At 72.1% G+C, this 16,099-nt stretch carries 21 protein-coding genes; 13 read left to right on the top strand and 8 right to left on the bottom strand.

Features of this window, described 5'->3' with window-relative positions; all coding sequences use genetic code 11:
- The 4 genes from CRP50_RS06015 to CRP50_RS06000 all read left to right on the top strand — a co-directional run bounded on the left by CRP50_RS06015 (position 1) and on the right by CRP50_RS06000 (position 2,309).
- On the top strand, positions 1 to 711 hold the full coding sequence (locus CRP50_RS06015; RefSeq protein ID WP_176525056.1) for a DUF484 family protein: 711 nt from the start codon (positions 1 to 3) through the stop codon (positions 709 to 711).
- Complete coding sequence (locus tag CRP50_RS06010) at positions 687 to 1,697, top strand: tyrosine recombinase XerC (protein WP_097278079.1); 1,011 nt, start codon at positions 687 to 689, stop codon at positions 1,695 to 1,697. The genes CRP50_RS06015 and CRP50_RS06010 overlap by 25 nt, the downstream gene beginning before the upstream one ends.
- Before the next feature lie 108 nt (positions 1,698 to 1,805).
- Positions 1,806 to 1,985, top strand: a complete 180-nt coding sequence (locus CRP50_RS06005; protein WP_245913384.1) for an entericidin A/B family lipoprotein — start codon at positions 1,806 to 1,808, stop codon at positions 1,983 to 1,985.
- A 12-nt stretch (positions 1,986 to 1,997) separates the two neighbouring features.
- Positions 1,998 to 2,309 carry a hypothetical protein gene (locus CRP50_RS06000; protein WP_097278078.1) on the top strand — a complete coding sequence of 104 codons (312 nt, stop codon included), beginning with the start codon at positions 1,998 to 2,000 and terminating at the stop codon, positions 2,307 to 2,309.
- 6 nt (positions 2,310 to 2,315) lie between these two features.
- Here the strand turns inward: CRP50_RS06000 and CRP50_RS05995 are convergent, their stop codons facing one another.
- The 5 genes from CRP50_RS05995 to CRP50_RS05975 all read right to left on the bottom strand — a co-directional run bounded on the left by CRP50_RS05995 (position 2,316) and on the right by CRP50_RS05975 (position 6,937).
- Positions 2,316 to 2,624 (bottom strand): PGPGW domain-containing protein, encoded by a 309-nt coding sequence (locus CRP50_RS05995; protein WP_097278077.1) that lies wholly within the window; start codon positions 2,622 to 2,624, stop codon positions 2,316 to 2,318.
- A gap of 61 nt (positions 2,625 to 2,685) precedes the next feature.
- A complete protein-coding gene (locus CRP50_RS05990) occupies positions 2,686 to 3,909 on the bottom strand; it encodes an MFS transporter (RefSeq protein ID WP_245913383.1) in 1,224 nt (407 codons plus the stop codon).
- 89 nt (positions 3,910 to 3,998) lie between these two features.
- Positions 3,999 to 5,006, bottom strand: a complete 1,008-nt coding sequence (locus CRP50_RS05985; RefSeq protein WP_097278076.1) for a cytochrome d ubiquinol oxidase subunit II — start codon at positions 5,004 to 5,006, stop codon at positions 3,999 to 4,001.
- Between the two features lie 3 nt (positions 5,007 to 5,009).
- The gene (locus CRP50_RS05980; protein ID WP_097278075.1) at positions 5,010 to 6,362 is read right to left on the bottom strand and encodes a cytochrome ubiquinol oxidase subunit I; all 1,353 of its coding nucleotides are present in this window, start codon (positions 6,360 to 6,362) and stop codon (positions 5,010 to 5,012) included.
- On the bottom strand, positions 6,362 to 6,937 hold the full coding sequence (locus CRP50_RS05975; protein WP_097278074.1) for a GbsR/MarR family transcriptional regulator: 576 nt from the start codon (positions 6,935 to 6,937) through the stop codon (positions 6,362 to 6,364). Before CRP50_RS05975 ends, CRP50_RS05980 begins: the two co-directional genes overlap by 1 nt.
- A gap of 165 nt (positions 6,938 to 7,102) precedes the next feature.
- On the opposite strand from CRP50_RS05975, the gene CRP50_RS05970 reads away from it, so the two are divergent.
- Complete coding sequence (locus CRP50_RS05970; RefSeq protein ID WP_097278073.1) at positions 7,103 to 7,567, top strand: molybdenum cofactor biosynthesis protein MoaE; 465 nt, start codon at positions 7,103 to 7,105, stop codon at positions 7,565 to 7,567.
- A gap of 4 nt (positions 7,568 to 7,571) precedes the next feature.
- Here the strand turns inward: CRP50_RS05970 and CRP50_RS05965 are convergent, their stop codons facing one another.
- Positions 7,572 to 8,294: a helix-turn-helix domain-containing protein gene (locus tag CRP50_RS05965; RefSeq protein WP_176525055.1), complete on the bottom strand. Its 723-nt coding sequence runs from the start codon at positions 8,292 to 8,294 to the stop codon at positions 7,572 to 7,574.
- A 256-nt stretch (positions 8,295 to 8,550) separates the two neighbouring features.
- Between CRP50_RS05965 and CRP50_RS05960 the strand changes: the two genes are divergently transcribed.
- The 6 genes from CRP50_RS05960 to CRP50_RS05940 all read left to right on the top strand — a co-directional run bounded on the left by CRP50_RS05960 (position 8,551) and on the right by CRP50_RS05940 (position 12,124).
- A complete protein-coding gene (locus CRP50_RS05960) occupies positions 8,551 to 9,399 on the top strand; it encodes an AraC family transcriptional regulator (protein WP_097278071.1) in 849 nt (282 codons plus the stop codon).
- Positions 9,400 to 9,495: 96 nt separating this feature from the next.
- Positions 9,496 to 9,699 carry a cbb3-type cytochrome oxidase assembly protein CcoS gene (ccoS, locus tag CRP50_RS05955; RefSeq protein ID WP_097278070.1) on the top strand — a complete coding sequence of 68 codons (204 nt, stop codon included), beginning with the start codon at positions 9,496 to 9,498 and terminating at the stop codon, positions 9,697 to 9,699.
- 77 nt (positions 9,700 to 9,776) lie between these two features.
- Entirely contained in the window at positions 9,777 to 10,616 is an 840-nt protein-coding gene (gene panB / locus CRP50_RS05950; RefSeq protein ID WP_097278069.1) for a 3-methyl-2-oxobutanoate hydroxymethyltransferase, read from the top strand.
- Positions 10,613 to 11,506: a pantoate--beta-alanine ligase gene (gene panC, locus CRP50_RS05945; RefSeq protein WP_097278068.1), complete on the top strand. Its 894-nt coding sequence runs from the start codon at positions 10,613 to 10,615 to the stop codon at positions 11,504 to 11,506. The genes panB and panC overlap by 4 nt, the downstream gene beginning before the upstream one ends.
- Before the next feature lie 71 nt (positions 11,507 to 11,577).
- On the top strand, positions 11,578 to 11,754 hold the full coding sequence (locus CRP50_RS25480) for a hypothetical protein (protein ID WP_176525054.1): 177 nt from the start codon (positions 11,578 to 11,580) through the stop codon (positions 11,752 to 11,754).
- Between the two features lie 7 nt (positions 11,755 to 11,761).
- Positions 11,762 to 12,124 (top strand): type II toxin-antitoxin system RelE/ParE family toxin, encoded by a 363-nt coding sequence (locus CRP50_RS05940; protein ID WP_097278067.1) that lies wholly within the window; start codon positions 11,762 to 11,764, stop codon positions 12,122 to 12,124.
- Between the two features lie 61 nt (positions 12,125 to 12,185).
- On the opposite strand, the gene gpt is transcribed toward CRP50_RS05940, so the two are convergent.
- Positions 12,186 to 12,692: a xanthine phosphoribosyltransferase gene (gene gpt / locus CRP50_RS05935; RefSeq protein ID WP_097278066.1), complete on the bottom strand. Its 507-nt coding sequence runs from the start codon at positions 12,690 to 12,692 to the stop codon at positions 12,186 to 12,188.
- Between the two features lie 191 nt (positions 12,693 to 12,883).
- Between gpt and CRP50_RS05930 the strand changes: the two genes are divergently transcribed.
- Entirely contained in the window at positions 12,884 to 14,482 is a 1,599-nt protein-coding gene (locus CRP50_RS05930) for a gamma-glutamyltransferase family protein (RefSeq protein ID WP_097278065.1), read from the top strand.
- Positions 14,483 to 14,646: 164 nt separating this feature from the next.
- Complete coding sequence (locus CRP50_RS05925; protein ID WP_097278064.1) at positions 14,647 to 15,510, top strand: AraC family transcriptional regulator; 864 nt, start codon at positions 14,647 to 14,649, stop codon at positions 15,508 to 15,510.
- 7 nt (positions 15,511 to 15,517) lie between these two features.
- Here the strand turns inward: CRP50_RS05925 and CRP50_RS05920 are convergent, their stop codons facing one another.
- Positions 15,518 to 16,096 (bottom strand): nucleoside 2-deoxyribosyltransferase, encoded by a 579-nt coding sequence (locus CRP50_RS05920; protein WP_097278063.1) that lies wholly within the window; start codon positions 16,094 to 16,096, stop codon positions 15,518 to 15,520.
- Positions 16,097 to 16,099: the final 3 nt, after the last annotated feature.

The following is a 16,099-nucleotide window of genomic DNA, read 5'->3' as shown; positions in this document are numbered from 1 at the left end:
GTGGCCGACCAGGAGAACGCCGCCCCCGAAGACCCCCGCGTCACCGCCCGTCAGGTGAAGGACTACCTGCGGGCCCACCCGCAATTCCTCGCCGACAACATGCCGCTGTTGGCCGAGCTGCTGCCCGGCCTCGCCCCGCGCGGCGAGGGCAACGTGCTGGACCTGCAGAGCTTCGTGGTGGAGCGGCTGCGCCGCGAGGTGGAGGAACTGAAGCTCTCCGCCAAGGCGCTCATCTCCAACGCCCGCTCCAACATGAGCATCCAGGAGCGCACCCTGCAGGCGGCGCTGGCGGTGCTCGACGCCCAGGGCATGGACAGCCTCGCCCGCATCGTCACCGACGAACTGCCGGTGGTGCTGCAGGTGGACGTGGTCACCTTCGCGTTCGAACCCGGCCTGCCCAAGTCGGCCGCCGTCTACGTACAGGAACTGCCGTCGGGCGGCCTCGACCAGCTCATGGGCGAGCGCGTGGCGGCGCGTCTGCGCGAGGCGGTGGGCGGCGAGCAGCCGCTCTACGGGGCGGCGGCCTCCCTGGTGGCGTCCGACGCGCTGGTGCGGCTGGAGCCCGGCGAGGGCCTGCCGCAGGGCGTGCTGGCGCTCGGCACCCGCACGGAAGGCTCGTTCCATCCGCAGCAGGGGACGGAACTGCTCGGCTTCCTCGCCCGCGTGGTGGAACACACGGTCCGCCGATGGGCGCAGCAGCCGGCGGCGTGATCCCGCAGGACGCGGCGGCGGCCCAGGCGGCGGAGGCGGATGCCCTGCCGCCGGGCCTGCCGCCCGACCCTGCCCTGCGCGACGCCATCGCCCGGTGGCGCCGCTGGCTGGTGTCGGAGCGCACGGCGAGCCCGCATACCCTGTCCAACTACCAGCGCGACCTCGCCTTCTTCCTGCGGTTCCTCACGGGGTTCCTCGGACAGGAGCCGACGCTGGCCGACCTGGCGCAGCTGTCGGCGAGCGATTTCCGCAGCTACCTGGCCCACCGCACCGCCGAGGGCATCGCCCGTACCTCCCTCGGGCGGGCCATGAGCACCCTGCGCGGCTTCTACCGCCTGTGCGCCAAGCTCGGGCTGATGGAAAACCCGGCCATCGACCTGGTGCGCAACCCGAAGCCGCCGCGCAGCCTGCCCAAGCCGCTGGCCGAGGACGAGGCGCTGGAGGTGCTGCCGACCGCCGGCGAGCTGCACGACGAGCCGTGGATCGCCGCCCGCGACGTCGCCATCCTGACCCTGCTCTACGGCTGCGGGTTGCGCCTGGGTGAGGCGCTCGGCCTCACCGTCGCCGATCGCCCCACGGCCGACGCCATGGTGGTACTCGGCAAGGGGCGCAAGGAACGGGTGGTGCCGGTGCTGCCGCTGGTGCGCGAGGCCATCGCCCAGTACCTCGCCCTCTGCCCCTGGCCGCCGCTGCCGGAGCGGGCGCTGTTCGTCGGCGTGCGCGGCGGGCCGCTCAACCCGCGCATGGTGCAGCGGACCATGGAGAAGGCGCGCCACCTGCTCGGCCTGCCGGAGACGGCGACGCCGCACGCGCTGCGCCATTCCTTCGCCACCCATCTGCTCGGCCGCGGCGGCGACCTGAGGACCATCCAGGAACTGCTCGGCCACGCCAACCTGTCCACCACCCAGCGCTATACCGAGGTGGACGCGGCCAAGCTCATGGCGGTCTACGACGCCGCCCACCCGCGCGCCCGCAAGGGGCGATAGCGGAGGGTGGTACTCCCCCCGGCGCCTGCAACCGGCAGGCGCGCGGATCCGTTGGCAGGACAAGATCCGGTTCTTGTCGAACCGTCCACGGACCAGGAGACGACGACCATGATGACCAGCCTGAGCGCCCTGCGCCGCAACAGCCTTCTGCACGCCTTCCTCGTCGCCCTCGCGCTGACGGCGACGGCCGTCACCCTGAGCGCCTGCAACACCACCGAGGGCTTCGGCCGTGACGTCGAAGCCGCCGGCGACGCCATCGAGGACACCGCCGAAGACGCCCAGAACTGAGGAGCCGGCCGCATGGCTGACGACCGCGAGGCCTGGTGCCGCGACCTGCAGGCCCGGCTCGACGACCTCACGGCGCGCATGCGCGACCTCGACCATGCCGAGGAGGCGGAGCGGGTGGACCGGCCGGGCCACCCGCCCTCCCCCGAACTGACGACCCTGCGCGAGAAGCGCGACGCCGCCAGCCGCAGCCTCGCGCGCTGCGAGTTCACCGAACAGGACGACTGGATCGGCGCCCGCGGCGACGCCGAGGCGGCATGGCGCGACGTCTCCGACGCCTTCGAACGCGCCATGGCCCGCTTTCGCGGCCGCGGCCAGGGCGGCTGACCGACGTCAGTCCTCCTGCGGCAACGGGCCGGCCGGGTCCGTCGCCTCGATCATCCCCCGCACTCCCGCCGGCATGCGGCCCTTGATGCGGTCGAGGCCGCGCGACAGCACCGGCAACGCCCGCCGCCGCTCGCGGATGATCCGCCGCACCGTGGCGCTGTCGCGCGCCAGCAGGTAGAGCCCCGCCGCCACCATGGGCAGGCCGAGCGGGAGGGGCGTCGGCGCCAGAATCGCCCCCACGATCACCAGCAGCCAGCCGGCCGTCAGGCGCACGAGCCGCCACGGGCGGGCGGAGAAGGCCGGGGTCTCGGTCATGGGGGCGGGCACCGATACGGAACGATCCGCCACGCTGGCACGGCGGATACCCCCGAACAAGCTAAGGCTTCGTGACGCTCCACCGCAGCCCCCAGGCCATGGCGAGCGGACCGAGCAGGCCGACCGCGCCGATGGCGGCGAAGGCCCAGGTCCAGGTGACGGCGCCCTGCCCTGCCGCCGCGTCCAGCACCATCCCGACCGCCAGCGGCCCGACGAAGGCCGCGCCGAAGCCCAGCAGCGAATGCACGGCAAGCGTCGCCCCGCGCCGCCCGTCCTCCGCCTGCTCCACGGCGCCGGTGGTCAGGGCCGCGGAGTCGAGCTGGATCAAGCCGATGTAGACCAGCATGGCGACGGCGGCGAGCGGGTAGGACACCGCCGCCGCCGGCCCCATGGCGAAGGCCGCCGTGCCCGACAGCACCATGTAGACCATCCCCCCCCGGCCACGCCCGAGCCGCGTCGCCACCTCCGCCCCGCCGATGGAGCAGGCGAAGGCGATGACGGCGCCGAGCGAGGCGACGCCGGTGGGCGACAACACGCCGCCGCTCCAGCCCGCCCCATCGGCCCCGGGCAGGGCGGCGGCGGCCGCCAGGAAGCCGACCACCCAGGCGCGGTAGGCGAACAGCTCCCACATATGGGCGACGTAGCCGAGCACGTAGCCCATGGCGGCGCGGTTGCGGAACACCGGCCGGAAGTCGAGCAGGCGGCCCGGCTCCGCCTGCGGCGGCGGGTCCACCGGGCGCAGCGCCAGCACGATAACGAGTGCCGCCACCGCCGCCCCGGCCGCCAGCACGAAGGCCGCCCGCCACCCCAGCCACTCGGCGGCGGCGGCGGACACGGCGTAGGAGGCGGCGGTGCCGAGGCTGAAGCAGGCGGTATAGAGCGGCACAACCCGCGCCCGCGCGGTCGCCGGCGCCCGGTCCACCAGCACCCGCAGCCCCGGCATGTAGGTGCCGGCGAGGCCGGCGCCGCCGAGCGCGCGGAACAGCATCGCCGGCCAGAAGCCGTCGGCGAAGAGGGCGAAGCCGGCGCAGGACAGGGCGGTCAGCGCCGCCCCCACCATGTAGATGCGGCGCGCATCCAGGCGGTCGGTCAGGGCCACCAGAACGGGCGCGGCGGCGGCGAAGGCGGCGAAGAAGACGCCCGAGATCCAGCCGGCCTCGGTATTGCTCAGCCGCCACTCGGCCATGAAGCCGGGCAGCAGGGCGGGGAAGGTGAACACCCCCACCATGGTGCAGACCTCGGCCATGCACACGGCGAGGACGAGAAGGAGGACGGGCCGGCTCATGCTCCGTCATACGGCGGCGCAGGCCCCGCACGCAAGAAGGCCGCGCCCGGGGGATCGGGCGCGGCCTTCCGCTTCGCCGGGAACTGCGGTCAGTCGTAGCGCAGGTCCGTCGCCTTTCCCCGGAAGACGCGGTACACGTACATCGTCGACCCGACGACGAACGGCAGCACGACGACCGTGCCGGCGAAGATGATGGCGAGCGACTCGCGCGCGCTCGCGGCCTCCCAGATGGTCAGATGCTCGGGCACCACGTAGGGGAAGAAGCTGTAGGCCAGCCCGTGGAAGCCGAGCATCACGATGGCGACCGCCGCCGCGAAGGGCAGCCGGTCGAAACGGTGGTGGCGGTCCGGCAGGTGGCGCAGCACCAGCCAGAGCGCGGCGAAGACGCCGGCCGTCACCAGCGGCAGCGGCGCGAGCAGCACCACCTCGGGGAAGCTCAGCCACTTGTCGAACACCCGCGCAGACAGCAGCGGCGTCGCCACCGACACGGCGACCATGCCGAGCGCCGCCACCCACAGCGTCCGCTTCGCCCAGCCGATGGCCTTGGCGCGCAACGTGCCCTCGGTCTTGAAGATCAGCCAGCAGGCGCCGAGCAAGGCATAGGCGCAGGCGAGGCAGACGCCGACCAGGGCGGCGAACAGGGTGGCGCCCAGGCCGCCCTCGAACCCCATGATGTAGAGGCCGAGCATCACCCCCTGTGCGCCGGCCGCCAGCAGCGAGCCGGCGAAGAAGGCGGCGTTCCACGCGCCCGTGTGGGCCGGCGGCGCCTTGGCGCGGAAGTCGAAGGCGACGCCCCGCAGGATCAGCCCGGCCAGCATGAGGGCCACCGGCAGATAGAGGGTCGACAGGATCTCGCCGTGGGCCAGCGGGAAGGCCACCAGCAGCAGCCCGACCGCCAGCACCAGCCACGTCTCGTTGGCGTCCCAGAAGGGGCCGATGGCGGCGATCATGCGGTCCTTCTCCTCGGCCGTGGCGCCGTTGAGCAGGATGCCGACGCCGAGGTCGTAGCCGTCGAGCACCACGTAGACCAGGATGGACAAGCCCATGAGCAGGGCGAAGGCGACCGGCAGCCAGTCGCCGGGGAACAGGTCGGTCATGGCTCAGCCCTCCTGGCCGAGGGTGGCGGCGCGGCCCGCGGGCGCGCCGGTCGGCATCGGCGTGCCCTTGCCGGCCTTGGCGGCCAGGTGGAACAGGGCGCCGATGTAGGCCGCCAGCAGCACGCCATAGAGCGCGAGATACATCGCCAGCGTCGAGCCCACCATGCCGGCGCCGAGCGGCGCCACCGCGTCGGCCGTCTTCAGCACGCCGGAAACGAGCCACGGCTGGCGGCCGATCTCGGTGACGTACCAGCCGGCGAGCGTCGCCACCCAGCCCGAGAAGGTCATGGCGACGAGGCCGCGGGCGAGCCAGGGCGACGGCGACCGGCCCTTGCGCATCTGCCACACGGCGACCCACGACACCGCCAGCATGAGCAGGCCGACGCCCACCATGACGCGGAAGCCGAAGAACACCGGCGCCACCGGCGGGTGGTACTCGAACTCGTTCAGGCCGCGGATCTCGCCGTTCCAGTCGTGGGTGAGGATCAGGCTGGCGCCGTGCGGGATGCCGATCTCCAGCCGGTTGGCGCGCGCCTCCGCGTCGGGCAGGGCGAACAGCAGCAGCGGGGCGCCGCGCTCGGTCTGCCAGACGCCTTCCATGGCGGCGATCTTCTGCGGCTGGTGCTCCAGGGTGTTGAGGCCGTGCAGGTCGCCGGCGGCGATCTGCAGCGGGATGAGGATGGCGCCCAGCGTCGCGCCGGTACGCAGGGCCTTCAGCACCGCCGGACCGCGGTCGCCGCGCAGCCACCGCCACGCCGACACGCCGGCCACCAGGAAGGCCGCCGTCAGGCCGCTCGCCAGCAGCATGTGGACGACGCGGTAGGGCATGGACGGGTTGAACACGATGGCCCACCAGTCGACGGCATGGGCGACGCCGTCGCGCATCTCGAAGCCGGCCGGCGTCTGCATCCAGCTGTTCAGCGTCAGGATCCAGAAGGCCGACAGCGTGGTGCTGGCCGCCACCATGACCGTCGCCGCCGTGTGGACGCGGTTTGACACGCGCCGCCAGCCGAACAGCATGACGCCGAGGAACACCGCCTCGATGAAGAAGGCGGTCAGGATCTCGTAGGCGAGCAGGGGGCCTGCGATATTGCCGACGGTATTCATGAAGCCCGGCCAGTTGGTGCCGAACTGGAACGACATGGTGACACCCGACACCACCCCGAGGGCGAAGGTCAGCGCGAAGACCTTCACCCACAGGCGGTAGGCGTCCATCCAGCTTTCATCGCCGGTGCGGTTGAAGCGCAGCTTGAAGAACAGCAGCACCCACCCGAGCGCGATGGTGATTGTGGGAAACAGGATGTGGAACGAGATGTTCGCGCCGAACTGGATGCGCGAGAGGATGAGCGGGTCCATTACTCGGGGTCCTCCTTGGACGGCTTGGCGCGGCCGCCGAACCCCAGGCGGTCGCCGAAATCGAGCACGCGCTGCACCTTGGTGCCGAGCTTCATGAGCTGCACGAGGCGCACGGTATCGAGCCGCCGCATGTCGGCGTACCAGCCGTCGAGCAGCTCGATCAGTTCCAGCATTTCCGACATGCGGTCCTGGGCGTGGCGCTCCTCGGCGCTGCCCGGCTGCTGCATGAGGATGTCGCGCAGGACCGAGAGGGTCGGGTCGATCTCGCGCTTCTTGCGCTCTTCCACCAGGGTGCGGACGATGGTCCAGATGTCCTCGGGCGTGGTGAAGTAGTCGCGGCGGTCACCCGGCAGGTGCTGCAGGCGCACCAGGTTCCAGCCCTGCAACTCCTTCAGCCCCATGCTGACGTTGGACCGCGAGAAGCCGAGACGCTCGGTGATCTCCTCGGCGTTGAGGGGGCGGTCGGCGACGAACAGCAGGGCGTAGATCTGCCCCACCGTGCGGTTGATGCCCCAGCGGCTGCCCATCTCGCCGAAGTGCAGCACGAAGTCCTGGACGATGGGGGGAAGGTTCATCGGCACGTCCTGCGATTTCAGGAATTTCTGAAATTCCAGGTAACCCCGATTGGAATGAGTTTCAAGAACAACAAGACCGCATAATTTCTGGAGGAATCCACGGCTCTGGCATCGCGCGCCCGCCCGGCGTTACTCTGCCGGACGACACGACACAGGGAGGCGGCCATGATCCGCGTGCAGCGCGAGGACTTCGACCCGGGGGCGGAAATGGCCGCCTTCTGCGCCGGCGACACCTCCGTCGGGGCGGTGGCGAGCTTCCTCGGCCTGGTGCGCGCCGACAAGACCAGCGAGGGGGCGGAGGGCGCCGCGGTGGCGGCCATGACCCTGGAGCACTACCCTGGCATGACCGAACGCCAGCTCGAGGCCATCGAGCAGGAGGCGCGGCGACGCTGGCCGCTGACCGACGTGCTGGTGATCCACCGCCACGGCCGCCTGGAGCCCGGCGACCGCATCGTGCTGGTGCTGACGGCCAGCGCCCACCGCCAGGCGGCCTTCGACGCCTGCGCCTTCCTCATGGACTGGCTGAAGACCAAGGCGCCGTTCTGGAAGCGCGAGGAAACCGCCGCCGGCGCCCGCTGGGTGGACGCCAAGGCGAGCGACGACGCGGCGGCGGAGCGGTGGAACGGCTGAGCCGTCAGCCGGCGAGCGCAGAGGCCCGCACGGCGCTACGGCCGAAGCGGCGCGGCGTGGTGCCGAAGGCGCGGCGGAAGGCGGCGATGAAGGCCGAGACGCTGTCGTAACCCAGTTCGCCCGCCACCTGCGTCACCTGCACGCCCTGCTCCAGCCGCGGCACCACCGTCAGCAGCCGCAGGCGGCGCTGCCAGGCGTCGAAGCCGAAGCCGGTCTGCAGGCCGAAATGGCGGGTGAAGGTGCGCCGGCTCATGATGGCGAGCGCCGCCGCCTCGTTCACCGTCAGGGGCGCCGCGGGGGTGACCCAGATCTGCCGGGTGACGCGGCCGAGCCGCAGATCGGCGGGTTCCGCCAGGGTGAAGCCGCCGGGGCGGCCGCGCGCCAGTTCCTCGCGCAACAGGCCGGCGGCCGCGCTGCGGCGGGGGCTGTCGCCGGCCGGAGCCGCCGTCGTCTCCGCCGCCAGCATGCGGGCGAAGTCGCTCGCCACGGTGACGGCGGGCACGGGCGGGACGGGCGCTTCGTCGAGGGGAACGCGAACCACCGCCGACAGCGGGTCGGCCGCCGTCATCACGCCCGATCCGCTGTCGGCGGGCAGAATGGCACCACAGCCGGCGGGAACCACCAGCGTCGCCACCTCGGTCAGCACCAGCGCGGAGCCGCTGACCGCGAGCACCGCCTCGCCACCGCCCGGTCCGCCGGCGACGGGGCTCCAACCGGCGCGAAGCAAGGCTTCCGCGCGGGTCTGCACGCAGGCCGGTTGCGGAGGAAGCGGAGCAGGGACCGCCGGATCCATGTCCGGCAATGGCCCGATGGCGATGGGGTCGGCAGTCATGGAGGCGGAGCCTAAGGCGTCTCGCGGATAAGTGGAAGAGCCATTCTGTATACGCGGAGATGCATCCGACGGACCTTCTTCAACGCGGGCGTTTGCCGTCGCCGCAACGACGTACAAGACCCGCAGGCCGTGGTCGCGCTATCCTGATGCCATGACAGCCGCCGATCACAGCCGGTTCTGGCGCCATGCCGCGGTGCCGGGGTTCGAGTTCTTCGCCGCCACCTTCACGCGGTACGCTTTCGCGCGCCATGCGCACGACGAATGCCTGGTCGGCGTGGTGGAGGAGGGTGTGGAGACCTTCACCTGCCGCGGCAGCCGCTGGCTGGCGACGCCCGACCACCTCATCACCGTCAACGCCGGCGACGTCCACGACGGCACCGCCGCGACCGCCGACGGCTTCCGCTACCGCGTCCTCTACATGGATCCGCCAGTGCTGGAGGACATTCTTCGGGAGGCGGCCGGAGTCGACGGCTCCGACCGCGGCATGCTGCCGTTCTACCGCAGTTCCGTCACCCACGACCCCGAACTGGCGGCGGCCCTGCGGCGGGTGCTGCCGGCCTTCGATCCGACCGCGCCGGCGGGCGCCGCGACCGGCGAGACGCTGCACCGCCAGACCGCCCTCTACGGCCTCGTCGCCGCCGTCTTCGGCCGCCACGCCGGCCTGACGGCCACCGCCGCCGCCCCCGATGCGCCGCGGCGGGCCATGGATTACATGGCGGCCCACCTGGACGACGACATCGCCCTCGACGACCTGGCGGCGGTGTCGGGCCTGTCGCGCTTCCAGCTGGTGCGCGCCTTCCGCCGCGCCACCGGCTTCCCGCCGCACGCCTACCTGATGCAGCGCCGGCTGGCGGCGGCCAAGGACCTGCTGCGGGCCGGCCAGCCGCCGGCCCAGGTGGCGGCCGCCGTCGGCCTCTACGACCAGGCGCATTTCACCCGCCGCTTCAAGCAGCTCTACGGCATCACGCCGGGCGCATACCAGGCAGGCGTCTGCTCTTAGGCCCCGCCCCGCCGCATCATCTGGCCTCGCCGCGCGAGCTGCCCTATGTTCGGGCGGCGCGCGGCGCGGCGCGCGGCCTGGTATGCGAGGACCGTGATGGACAGTCTGTTGATGCTCATTCCCGTCGCCCTGTTCCTCGGGCTGCTGGGCCTGGGCGGGTTCCTGTGGGCGCTGCGGTCCGGCCAGTTCGAGGACCTCGACGGCGCCGCCAACCGCATCCTGTTCGAGGAAGACGACATGCCCCCGCCGGCGGCGCCGCCCCCGGCCGGCGAAAACGGCAAGCCTGAAAAGCGCTCATGATTCTTTTGTTGCGCCGCCGAACCGGGTAAAAGGACGGCCGAGTCCAAGAAACGACAAGCCTCTCACAGGAGGATGGTTTGAGCGCACAGACCCAGACGAGGCGCGTCACCGTGCGCGACATCGCGGCCCGCAAGGGCGGCGATCCCGTGGTCGTCCTCACCTGCTACACCGCCCCCATGGCGCAGTTCCTCGACCCCCACGTCGACATCCTGCTGGTGGGCGACAGCCTCGGCATGGTGGTCTACGGCATGGACACCACGCTCGCCGTGACCGTCGACATGATGATCGCCCACGGCCAGGCCGCCATGCGCGGCTCGCGCAAGGCCATGGTGGTGGTCGACATGCCGTTCGGCTCCTACGGCGAGAGCCCGGCGCAGGCCTACCGCAACGCCGCCCGCATCCTGGCCGAAACCGGTTGCACGGCGGTGAAGCTGGAAGGCGGCGTCGAGATGGCCGAGACGGTCCGCTTCCTGGTCGACCGCGGCGTGCCCGTCATGGGCCACGTCGGCCTCAAGCCGCAGATGGTGCACGCCACCGGCGGCTTCCGCGCCCAGGGCCGCACCGAAGCCGAGGCCGAGCATGTGCGTGCCGACGCCCGCGCCATCGCCGAGGCCGGCGCCTTCTCCCTCGTCGTCGAAGGCACGTGGGAGCCGGTCGCCCGCCAGATCACCGAAGAGGTCGGCTGCGTCACCATCGGCATCGGCGGCTCGCCCCTGTGCGACGGTCAGGTGCTGGTGACCGAGGACATCCTCGGCCTGTTCAACGACTTCCAGCCCAAGTTCGTCAAGCGCTACGCCGAGCTGGGCGCCCAGGTGTCCGAGGCCGCCGCCGCCTATGCCGCCGAGGTCAAGGCGCGCCGCTTCCCCGGGCCGGAGCACTGCTTCGGCGTCAAGAAGGCCGAACCCCAGAAAGGATGACCGCCATGGCCGCGCCCGCTTCCGCGCACCGCGTGCTGGACACCGTTTCCACCGTCGCCGACCTGCGGGCGCGGGTCGATGCCTGGCGGGCCGAAGGGCTGAAGGTCGCCCTGGTGCCCACCATGGGCGCCCTGCACGAAGGCCACCTGTCGCTGGTGCGGCGCGCCAAGATGCTGGCCGACCGCGTCGTCGTCTCCATCTTCGTCAATCCGACCCAGTTCGGGCCCAACGAGGATTTTTCCCGCTATCCGCGCCAGCTGGAGCAGGACCGCTTCAAGCTCGGCATGGCCGGCACCCACCTGGTCTACGCGCCGACGGTCGACGAGATGTACCCGCAGGGCTTCGCCACCAAGGTCGTGGTGTCGGGCGTGTCGTCGGGCCTGTGCGGCGACGCCCGGCCGGGCCACTTCGAGGGCGTGGCGACGGTGGTGACCAAGCTGCTCAACCAGGGCCGGCCCGACGTCGCCGTGTTCGGCGAAAAGGACTGGCAGCAGCTGCAGGTGATCCGCCGCCTCGCCCGCGACCTCGACCTGCCGGTGCGCATCGAGGGGGCGGCGGTGGTGCGCGAGATGGACGGCCTCGCCATGTCGTCGCGCAACGCCTACCTGTCCGACGCCGAACGCGCCATCGCCAACTACCTCTACAAGACCCTGAAGCGCATCGCCGACGACATCGACGCCGGCAAGGACGTCGGCCACGCCTGCGCCTGGGGCATCTCCGAACTCGGCCGCCTGGGCTTCGGGCCGGTCGACTACCTGGAAGTCCGCGACGCCGAGACACTGGAGCCGGTCGACGCGGTGACCCGCCCGGCCCGCGTGCTGTGCGCCGTGTTCCTCGGCAAGACCCGCCTCATCGACAACGTGGCGGCGGGCGTAAAGGGCGGGGAGTAAGGGGAGACGCGGCGGTCTTGACCGACCGCATCGCCGGGCCATATGATATTCAGTAATTCCTGGAGGCGTCCATGGCCCACCCACTTCCGCGCCCGCAAGCCGACGAGGCTGAACTGTCCACATCGGACGAGGAGAAGCTCGCCCGCCTTCGCCGCGAAATCGCCCTCGGCCTGATGGACGCCGACGCGGGGCGCCTCTCGCCGCTGAGCATTTCCGACATCAACGCCAAGCTGAAGCGCGAGGGTTGATCCCTCCGTGCCGCCCCGGTATCGCCTGACCGATGCCGCCGCCGCGGACGTCGAGCGTGTTCTGCGGCACACCGCCGCGACCTTCGGCCCAGCGCAGCGCGACCGCTATGCGGCGCTGTTGGAACGCGCCGCCGAAGCCTTGGCCGACAACCCGCGCCGCCCAGGCGCCCTCGCCCGCCCCGACCTGCCCGGCGGGCTGTTCAGCTTCCGGCTGGACCGCGTCGCCGGGCGCCGTGGCGCCGCCGCGCACGTCCTCTACTACCGCGTCCTGAAAACCGATGAGGCCACAGTACTCATCGTGCGCGTCCTGCACGAGCACATGGAGCCGGGCCTGCATGTGAGTGGCCTCATGGCCGAGGACGCCGATTGAGGCACGCCACCGCTGCGGCCGAAAGAAAGCGGGCGGCCCCTCGCGGCGCCGCCCTGCTTCGTCACTTCGGGTTGCGGCCCTGGCGGGCCAGCGGCTCGTTGGGCATGAGTTCGGCGTCCCAGGGGAACAGCAGCCACACGCCTTCCTTGATGGGCACGGCGAAGGTATGCGCCTCGTTCTGGCCGGCCGGCTTGGCGTAGACGGTGGCGAGGTGGGCCTTGGGCAGCAGGCGCTTCACTTCCCGCGCCGTGACGCCGCTGTCGACCAGGTCGTCGACGATGAGCCAGCCCTCGCCGTCGTTCTCCACCGCCGCCGGCGCCTTGATGACCTGCGGCTCGCCGGCGACGCGGTCGTCGTAGGTGACGACGCCGACGCACTCGATGAGGCGGATGTCCAACTCGCGCGCCAGGATCGAGGCCGGGATCAGGCCGCCGCGGGTGATGGCGCAGATGCCCTTGAACGGACCGGCCCCCGACTCCATGAGCCGGTGCGCCAGCGCGCGGGTATCACGGTGGAACAGTTCCCAGGCGATGGGAATGTAGACGGCGGTGCTGTAGTCCTGGGCCATGCTCGGCGGTCCTGCACTGAACAATCGGGAATCGGCGGGGGCGAAAGGAAGGCGCTGGTTTATACCGAACGCGCCCCGCTGGGCAAGGCGGCAACCGCCCGTCCGCGCCATCGGCGGCCCTGCGCGGATAAATGCTTTACCCATTCGTCTTCTTTTTCAACAATGTGGCCGATCGATCAGGATGAGGCGGCATGCTCCACACCTCTTATGCACGACGCGGCATGGTCACGGCCCCCCACGCGCTGGCGGCGCAGGCGGGGGCGGCGGTGCTGCGCGAGGGCGGCAACGCGGTCGAGGCGATGATCGCCGCGGCCGCCACCTGCGCCGTCGTCTATCCGCACATGAACGGCCTCGGCGGTGACGGCTTCTGGCTGATTTCGGAGCCCGGCCGCCCCGTCGTCTCCATCGACGGCAGCGGCGCCGCCGGCCGCCGCGCGGCGCCGGAGACCTACCGCGCCGAAGGTCTGAACGCCGTCCCGAGCGTCGGGCCGCTGTCCTGCGCCACCGTCGCCGGCACCCTTTCCGGCTGGCAGTCGGCGCTGGAGCTGTCGGCGCGGTGGGAGGGCCGCCTCGGCCTCGCCCGCCTGCTGGAAGACGCCGTGTGGCACGCCCGCGAGGGCGCCGCCGTCAGCGCCGCCGAGGCCCGGTCGCTGGCCCGCCGGCGCGAGGTGCTGGCCCGCCAGCCGGGTTTCGCCGCCCTGTTCCTCAACGCCGACGGCAGCGCCCCGGCGGAAGGCACCCTGCGCAAGAACCCGGCCCTGGCGCAGACGCTGGAGTCGCTGGCGCGCGACGGGCTCGACGACTTCTACCGCGGCGGCATCGGCCGAGCCGTTGCCGCCGATCTGGCGGCGGCCGGCGCCCCCGTCACCGCCGACGACCTCGCCCGCCACCGCAGCATCCGCCGCCGGCCGCTGTCGCTCGGGCTCGACGGCTGCACGGTCTACAACACGCCGCCGCCGACCCAGGGCCTCGCCTCGCTCATGATCCTCGGCCTCTACGAGCGGCTGCGGGTGCCGGCCGAGCAGGCGGAGCGCTTCGCCCACATCCACGGCCTCATCGAGGCGACCAAGCTCGCCTTCCGGGTGCGCAACACCCACATCGCCGACCCCGGCGCCATGCAGGTGCACGCCACCACCTTCCTGTCCGACCACCTGCTGGACCGGCTGGCGGCGGAAGTGGCGCCCAAGCGGGCCATGCCGTGGCCGCTGCCGGCGCTGTCGGGCGACACCGTGTGGATGGGCTGCGTCGACGGCCAGGGCCGCGCCGTCAGCTTCATCCAGAGCCTCTACCACGCCTACGGCTCGGGCGTCGTGCTGCCCGAGACGGGCCTCGTGTGGCACAACCGCGGCATCGCCTTCGACTTCGACGCCGAGAGCCCGCGCTTCCTGTCGCCCGGCCGCAAGCCCTTCCACACCCTGTCGCCGGCGCTGGCGCGCTTCCGCGACGGGCGGGTGATGGTCTACGGCACCATGGGCGGCGACGGCCAGCCGCAGACCCAGGCCGCCCTGTTCACCCGCTACGCCCTCTACGGCCAGGGCCTGCAGGCGGCGGTGACCGCCCCGCGCTGGGCGCTCGGCCGCTCCTACGAGGGCGAGAGCCGCGACGTGAAGGTGGAACGCCGCATGGACCCGGGCGTCATCGCCGCCCTGGAACATGCCGGCCACACCATCGGCCTGGTGGAGCCCTTCGACGACCTCATGGGCCACGCCGGCGCCATCGTGCTGCGCCCCGACGGCGTGATGGAAGGCGCAGCCGACCCCCGCAGCGACGGATGTGTAGCGGGATATTGAGTGGTTTTTTAGCCCTCGCCGGGCGGGCGCTGGCGCGCCCTTGGCCGCTCGCTCAATGCTCGCTTGCGCTGCGCGCCTCCGGTTCGGGGCGCGCAGCGCCAAGTCAGCAACCCGGATCAAACGGCCGTCGGTAGGGTGACGGGGCATCACAGGAGACACCGGCCATGCCCCGCACCGCCACCACCCTCGACTACAGCCGCCGCATCCAGGCCGTCATCGCCCACATCGGCGAGCATCTGGACGGCGACCTGTCGCTGGAGCGGCTGGCGGACGTGGCCTGCCTGTCGCCCTTCCACTTCCACCGCGTCTACCGTCACCTGACGGGCGAAACGGTGGCGGAGACCATCCGCCGCCTGCGCCTCGCCCGTGCCACCGCCGATCTGGTGCGCGGGCGGGGAACGCTGGAGCGGGTGGCGCGGCGGGCCGGCTACGGCAGCGTGGCGGCCTTCACCCGCGCCTTCGGCGGGACCTACGGCACGACGCCCGCGGCCTACCGGGCGGCGGGACGGCTGGTGTCGCCTGCGATGCACGTATCCCCCATCGCAGACGAGGACACATCCATGACCTACGACGTCGAAATTCGCGACAGCGCCCCGCTCACCCTCGCCGCCATGCGCCACACCGGGCCGTACATGGGCATCGGCGCGGTGTTCGACCGCCTCTACGCCTGGGCCGCGCCGCGCGGCCTGGCCGGACGGGAGGCGCCGGGCATCGGGCTCTACTGGGACGACCCGGGCAGCGTGCCGGAAGCGCGCCTGCGCTCCGCCGCCGCCATTCCGGTGACGACGCCGGTGGACGACCCGGCGGTCGAGACCCTCACCCTGCCCGCCGGCCCCTGCGCGGTGATCCGCCACGTCGGCCCCTATGCGGAGCTGGAACGGTCCTACCTTTGGCTCTACCGCGAGTGGCTGCCGCAGAGCGGGCGTGAGCCGGCCGACCAGCCGTGCCGCGAGGTCTACCTCAACGACCCGCGCACCACGGCACCGGCCGAGCTGGTGACGGAAATCCACCTGCCGCTGAAGGCCTGACCGGCCCTCAGCCCGGCAGAACGGCCGCGGCCCGGACGCAGGCCTCGAAGGTCGCGAGGTCGCGGTAGTCCGGCGCCGCCTCGGTCGCCGAGGTGACGACGACGGCGCCGCCGCTCGCCAGGGCGGCGGCGTCGATCATCAGGTTCTCGACCATGGCGAAGCTCTCCACCAGCAGACCGTCGGCGTCCTCCATGCCCTCGCCGGGACGCAGGCGCAGGGTGCCGGCGGCCCAGCGCTCGACACGGGCGGTGTGCGGCAGCGGGCTCGCCGTGTAGCAGAACACCGGCCGGCCGAGGGCACGCATGAACCCGACCTCGAAGGCGGTGCCCGGGTCCATGCCGGGGCCGCGGAAGGGCGTGATGTTGGCGATCACCAGATCGCAGGACCGCATCAGCGCCTCGTTGGCGGCACTGATGGCACATCCTGCGGCGTGCGGCGTCAGGCCCGCGAGGTCCAACGCATTGTCGAGCGGGAAGCACCCCTCGAAGCCATGGCGGGCGCAGATCGCCTTCTTGGCCTCGCCCAGGGCGACGGCGTCGGCCAGGAAGACCTCCGGCCCCGCCAGATAGACGCGCGGCGCGGCCACCGC

Origin of the sequence: Caenispirillum bisanense, from assembly GCF_900230255.1 — a bacterium.
GTDB lineage: Bacteria > Pseudomonadota > Alphaproteobacteria > Rhodospirillales > Rhodospirillaceae > Caenispirillum > Caenispirillum bisanense_A.
The sequence above is the reverse complement of the archived record's forward strand: the minus strand, read 5'-3'. Positions and strand labels throughout refer to the sequence as shown.

Bases quoted from the DNA above. Each gene is read 5' to 3' on its own strand.
- ccoS (WP_097278070.1), top strand. From the start codon at position 9,496: ATGGACAGTCTGTTGATGCTCATTCCCGTCGCCCTGTTCCTCGGGCTG.
- CRP50_RS05925 (WP_097278064.1), top strand. From the start codon at position 14,647: ATGCCCCGCACCGCCACCACCCTCGACTACAGCCGCCGCATCCAGGCC.
- panC (WP_097278068.1), top strand. From the start codon at position 10,613: ATGACCGCCATGGCCGCGCCCGCTTCCGCGCACCGCGTGCTGGACACC.
- CRP50_RS05975 (WP_097278074.1), bottom strand. From the start codon at position 6,937: ATGAACCTTCCCCCCATCGTCCAGGACTTCGTGCTGCACTTCGGCGAG.
- CRP50_RS05995 (WP_097278077.1), bottom strand. From the start codon at position 2,624: ATGACCGAGACCCCGGCCTTCTCCGCCCGCCCGTGGCGGCTCGTGCGC.
- CRP50_RS25480 (WP_176525054.1), top strand. From the start codon at position 11,578: ATGGCCCACCCACTTCCGCGCCCGCAAGCCGACGAGGCTGAACTGTCC.
- CRP50_RS05990 (WP_245913383.1), bottom strand. From the start codon at position 3,909: ATGAGCCGGCCCGTCCTCCTTCTCGTCCTCGCCGTGTGCATGGCCGAG.
- CRP50_RS06000 (WP_097278078.1), top strand. From the start codon at position 1,998: ATGGCTGACGACCGCGAGGCCTGGTGCCGCGACCTGCAGGCCCGGCTC.
- CRP50_RS05960 (WP_097278071.1), top strand. From the start codon at position 8,551: ATGACAGCCGCCGATCACAGCCGGTTCTGGCGCCATGCCGCGGTGCCG.
- CRP50_RS05970 (WP_097278073.1), top strand. From the start codon at position 7,103: ATGATCCGCGTGCAGCGCGAGGACTTCGACCCGGGGGCGGAAATGGCC.
- CRP50_RS05985 (WP_097278076.1), bottom strand. From the start codon at position 5,006: ATGACCGACCTGTTCCCCGGCGACTGGCTGCCGGTCGCCTTCGCCCTG.
- gpt (WP_097278066.1), bottom strand. From the start codon at position 12,692: ATGGCCCAGGACTACAGCACCGCCGTCTACATTCCCATCGCCTGGGAA.
- CRP50_RS05930 (WP_097278065.1), top strand. From the start codon at position 12,884: ATGCTCCACACCTCTTATGCACGACGCGGCATGGTCACGGCCCCCCAC.
- CRP50_RS05980 (WP_097278075.1), bottom strand. From the start codon at position 6,362: ATGGACCCGCTCATCCTCTCGCGCATCCAGTTCGGCGCGAACATCTCG.
- CRP50_RS06005 (WP_245913384.1), top strand. From the start codon at position 1,806: ATGATGACCAGCCTGAGCGCCCTGCGCCGCAACAGCCTTCTGCACGCC.
- CRP50_RS06010 (WP_097278079.1), top strand. From the start codon at position 687: ATGGGCGCAGCAGCCGGCGGCGTGATCCCGCAGGACGCGGCGGCGGCC.